Raw genomic sequence first — 4,427 nt, forward strand, 5'->3', positions numbered from 1 at the left:
AATTTACGCTTGGGGAGTAGTCCCTAAGAGTGCTTGCCTTGTAGGTGTAGTCGGACTAGACATGAAGCTGTAAGACCAAAATTAGCTTTGCTAGTAGAGGCAGGATTCAGCCCAAGAATCTCCGCACTTTTAGGGCGGAGATTGTCAAGAGACCCAGGTACGTTCTCAAGTCGAGCAAGGTAATCATGGCAAGATTGTGGCAATCGCTCTCGAAACTGGAGACTTTGAAATTGACGCGAGTGAAATAGCCGCTTGTGATCGCCTTGAAGCTCGTCGCCCAGATGCCCAAATCTGGATGGTTCCTATTGGTTCTCGTCAAGTTCGTCGATTTGGCGGACGCACGAAAAGAGCCGTTTGAGACCTCTTTGACCCCATCTTGCTCCCAAAAATGAGCGAAGGATGAGTCCCATTAGAGGAAACTTTGCCCTTGTCAGTGCGTCTTTAGCCTCTAAGCAAACAAGTGTCACGCTTGCGATAGAATAGATCGGACTTAGCCTAAATGGGGTCAGGGAAAGAATGTGCGGAATTGTTGGCTATATCGGAACCCAAACAGCGATCGATATTCTCCTAGCTGGTTTGGAACGTTTAGAATATCGGGGTTATGATTCGGCAGGAATTGCCACAATTCTCGAAGGTGAATTACATCGAGTCCGCGCCCAGGGAAAACTCTACAATCTGCGGGAAAAATTAGAACAGGAAGTTAATCCCTCCCAAATTGGCATCGGTCACACCCGTTGGGCAACCCACGGCAAACCCGTAGAAAGTAATGCCCATCCCCACACCGATAATAGTCAACGGGTGGCAGTGGTACAGAATGGCATTGTCGAAAATTTTCAGGTATTAAGAACAGAATTAAAGGAGAAAGGCTGTATATTTGACTCGGAAACCGACACAGAAGTTATTCCCCATCTAATCGCCAGTTATCTACCCAAACCTACCGATGAAGAATACTTGGGGGTGAGTCCTTTCCTCAAGGCAGTTTTAAGGGCAATTGAACGTTTAGAGGGTGCTTTTGCCCTAGGGGTGATTAGTCCCGATTATCCCGATGAATTGATTGTCGTGCGGCAACACGCCCCTTTAATCATCGGTTTTGGTCAGGGGGAGTTTTTCTGTGCCTCCGATGTCAGTGCTTTGGTTCCCCATACCCGGGCAGTGCTGTCCCTGGATAATGGCGAAATCGCTCGGTTAACACCCTTGGGAGTAGAAATTTATAATTTTGAGGGCAAAAGAGTCCGTAAAAGCCCCAGAGTCCTCGATTGGAGTCCGACGACCGTAGAAAAACAGGGTTATCGTCACTTCATGCTCAAGGAAATCTACGAACAACCCGGAGTGGTGCGCGACTGTTTAGGGACCTATCTGCATCCCCATTGGACAGCACAAAATGAGGATAATGTCAACCCGATAAATATTAATTTTTCTGAAGAAATTTACGATAATTTAGAACATATTCAGATTTTAGCCTGTGGAACCAGTTGGCACTCTAGTTTAGTCGGTAAATACTTGATCGAGCAGTTGGCAGGTATTCCCACAAGGGTACAGTACGCCTCGGAATTTCGCTATGCACCCACGCCCCTGATGCCCAATACTTTAACTATCGGGGTGACGCAATCGGGGGAAACAGCCGACACTTTAGCGGCTTTGGAAACGGAAAAACAGCGTCGTTTAGGATTAGAAAAAAAATATCAGGCCCGGATTATCGGTATTACTAATCGCCCCGAAAGTACCCTAGCACAAATGGTCGATCAGATTATTAATACCCAAGCGGGGATCGAGATCGGGGTGGCGGCAACTAAGAGTTTTACGGCACAATTATTGGGTTTTTATCTCTTAGCTTTGGATTTATCCTATCGTCGTCAAACTTTGTCTTTAGAGAGAATCGAGGAAATTATTAATGGAATGCGATCGCTGCCAAGATCGATCGAAACTGTCTTAGAAACACAGGAAAAAGCGATCGAAGAATTAGCCCATGAATTTAATGACACCCAAGACTTTATTTTCTTGGGACGGGGGATTAATTTCCCCATTGCCTTAGAAGGGGCCTTAAAACTCAAAGAAATCAGTTATATTCATGCGGAAGGCTATCCAGCCGGAGAAATGAAACACGGACCAATCGCGCTTTTAGATGCAAAAGTTCCCGTAGTAGCGATTGCTATGCCGGGGATAGTTTATGATAAGGTTCTCTCCAATGCACAGGAAGCAAAGGCAAGGGATGCGCGATTATTGGGAGTAGTTGCTGACAGCGATACGGAAGCGCCAAAAGTCTTTAATGATTTGTTGTATGTGCCGGAAATTGAAGAACTATTATCGCCAATTCTAACAGTAATTCCCCTACAATTGCTCTCCTATCATATCGCAGCCCGTCGCGGTTTAGACGTGGATCAGCCGCGCAATTTAGCCAAAAGTGTCACAGTGGAGTAAAGTTCATCAGGTTGAAAGTGTGGTTCACAGGTCTATCTAAATTGGAGCAAGAGGACTCCCTTTACACCGCGAAGCGGTTGATGGCGAGAGTGTCATCCCTTCGGTAAAACCGAGGGTCTTCCCCTGACATTTATGATAAAATCAAGAGGCCGACTGACATCTGAGAAGCGATAGCAACCATGACGGGTGTGGACTTACAGCAATTATTACTAGAAAAATGGGGTCGTTCCTACGATATCCAGCTGCGACGCATCAAAGATAAGGTTCATGTCCAGGTAATGTGGAAATATCTCGAACAAGCTTCTTTTCCCCTCTCCGAGTCCGAATATCTGGAACATCTCAATGCGATCGCTAATTATCTCCACGAATGGGGTGGTTTTAGTCAATTTCAAGCTTTTATCCGCGAAACCCGCGAGCGTCCCCGTCTTGGTAAAGCGGTTAGTCTGGCCTTAGATTTAGGTGAAAGGGCCTCGGAATGGCTGATCAGTGATCAGTGATCAATTATCAGTGACCAGTGGGATTGTTAACTGAACAGTATACTGCATTTAAATTGCGTCCCCACTCCCCCACTTCCCACTCCCCCATCCCCTTCTCTAGACACAAAAAAGGCGTTAAGTTTAACCTCAACGCTTGCCTTTGATTTAATGACAGTGACTAGCTCTTGCGACGAGCGAAAGCACCAACACCAGCAACGGCTAAGATACCCAGGATAGCAGAGGGTTCGGGGATGTCAATTGATTTTGTTGTTTGTGTGAAGTCGTTGGTGATACTGTTAAGGGAACCGGTGGGAGAATCGACCCGGTAAGTGTCTCTGACGAAGAGTTTCGTGATACCGGACGGAACTGGAACCATGGCACCAGAAGCACCCAACGCGGTCGTAGCCGTCGAAGTTCCGATTAACGCCGACCCATTGATACTATCTGACCAAACCATCTTCTCCGTAAAGATACCCGAGTTACCTGCGCCAGTTGCATCATAACCAATACTGAAATCTTTGAACATCTTCGCCGGATCAAGGATCTCGACCGTGTAATCTATGACGAAAGTACCTCCGGCTTGGGTCAGAGCGGGACTTGGTCTGTAGTTGAAGGTGTGTCTGTCTATAGTCGGTGACAAGATTTGATCTATGAGAAGAACCCCGCTAGTTATAGGCCCAGACGTTGGACTGGAGGCGAGGAATGTGAAAAGCTTGTCTCCCACTAGGCAAGGCTGAGAGATGAAACCAGAAAACAGTTGTCCCAATGGTAGAGGACACAGCGCCTGCGCTTGGACGGGGGCAGTACCAGCAAAGCTGAGAGCGGCAACGCTGCCAGCGATAGCAAGAGCGCCAGTGGTTAGTCGTCTAGAGATGTTTGTGATCATTTTAAGTGGTTTGTTACTTTTTATTAGGGCAAAGTACGTAGACTACGCACTCTAGTATAGTTATAACCTTGCACAGATGAAATGTCAAGTTAATGGAATGAAAAGAAAGTGAGATGCTCCCCAGTGCGTTAGCGTAACTCACCAAAAACCTTTCTTTGTGGTGCGTTACGGCAATATTCAGAGCTTGATTTTTGCCCTAAAAACAAGGGATTGCCTAACGCACCCTACCCAACTACTAGAAGCATAACGCAATCGCAACAATGCAATCTACTTCGGTTATCGTACAGCCCTTATCTAAAGACTTGTGTGATTTGAAGCGGTCAAGGAAGTATTTATGGTCACAGGTAAGCTAAAACGCTGATCATTAGACCTCGACCTAATATTATGTCAAGACTAAAAGTTTTTCTAGTTAGGGTTTGCGGCAAAAAGTTTTTCCTGGGGGCAGGGTGTGGGGTGTTAGGGTGTTAGGGTTTTAGGGTTTTAGGGTTTTAGTTGAAATTCCCCATTCCCCCATTTCCCCATTTCCCCACTTCCCTACTTCCCCACTTCCCCATACCTTTGAAAGAGGATTTAGTATTACTGGTGACAGCAGCTACCCAATTTTTTTTGGTAAGTACCTAAGCAAAATTAATTACACATCTAAGCCA

3 protein-coding genes and 1 pseudogene are annotated in these 4,427 nt (G+C 46.2%); 3 read left to right on the forward strand and 1 reads right to left on the reverse strand.

The window, feature by feature from the left end; genetic code table 11:
- Positions 1–148: 148 nt before the first annotated feature.
- The 3 genes and pseudogenes from IM477_RS01065 to IM477_RS01075 form a co-directional block, all read left to right on the forward strand.
- Positions 149–358, forward strand: a pseudogene (locus tag IM477_RS01065) (hypothetical protein); the annotation flags it as partial.
- 158 nt (positions 359–516) lie between these two features.
- Positions 517–2,418 carry a glutamine--fructose-6-phosphate transaminase (isomerizing) gene (gene glmS / locus IM477_RS01070; protein WP_287730154.1) on the forward strand — a complete coding sequence of 634 codons (1,902 nt, stop codon included), beginning with the start codon at positions 517–519 and terminating at the stop codon, positions 2,416–2,418.
- Positions 2,419–2,597: 179 nt separating this feature from the next.
- A complete protein-coding gene (locus IM477_RS01075) occupies positions 2,598–2,915 on the forward strand; it encodes a DUF3067 family protein (protein ID WP_002756874.1) in 318 nt (105 codons plus the stop codon).
- A 157-nt stretch (positions 2,916–3,072) separates the two neighbouring features.
- On the opposite strand, the gene IM477_RS01080 is transcribed toward IM477_RS01075, so the two are convergent.
- On the reverse strand, positions 3,073–3,420 hold the full coding sequence (locus tag IM477_RS01080) for a PEP-CTERM sorting domain-containing protein (RefSeq protein ID WP_287730156.1): 348 nt from the start codon (positions 3,418–3,420) through the stop codon (positions 3,073–3,075).
- Positions 3,421–4,427: the final 1,007 nt, after the last annotated feature.

The sequence above is a fragment of the Microcystis sp. M090S1 genome (genome assembly GCF_020246295.1).
Classification (GTDB): domain Bacteria; phylum Cyanobacteriota; class Cyanobacteriia; order Cyanobacteriales; family Microcystaceae; genus Microcystis; species Microcystis aeruginosa.

Coding starts and splice junctions, on each gene's coding strand:
- IM477_RS01075 (WP_002756874.1), top strand. CDS start 2,598: ATGACGGGTGTGGACTTACAGCAATTATTACTAGAAAAATGGGGTCGT.
- glmS (WP_287730154.1), top strand. CDS start 517: ATGTGCGGAATTGTTGGCTATATCGGAACCCAAACAGCGATCGATATT.
- IM477_RS01080 (WP_287730156.1), bottom strand. CDS start 3,420: ATGTTCAAAGATTTCAGTATTGGTTATGATGCAACTGGCGCAGGTAAC.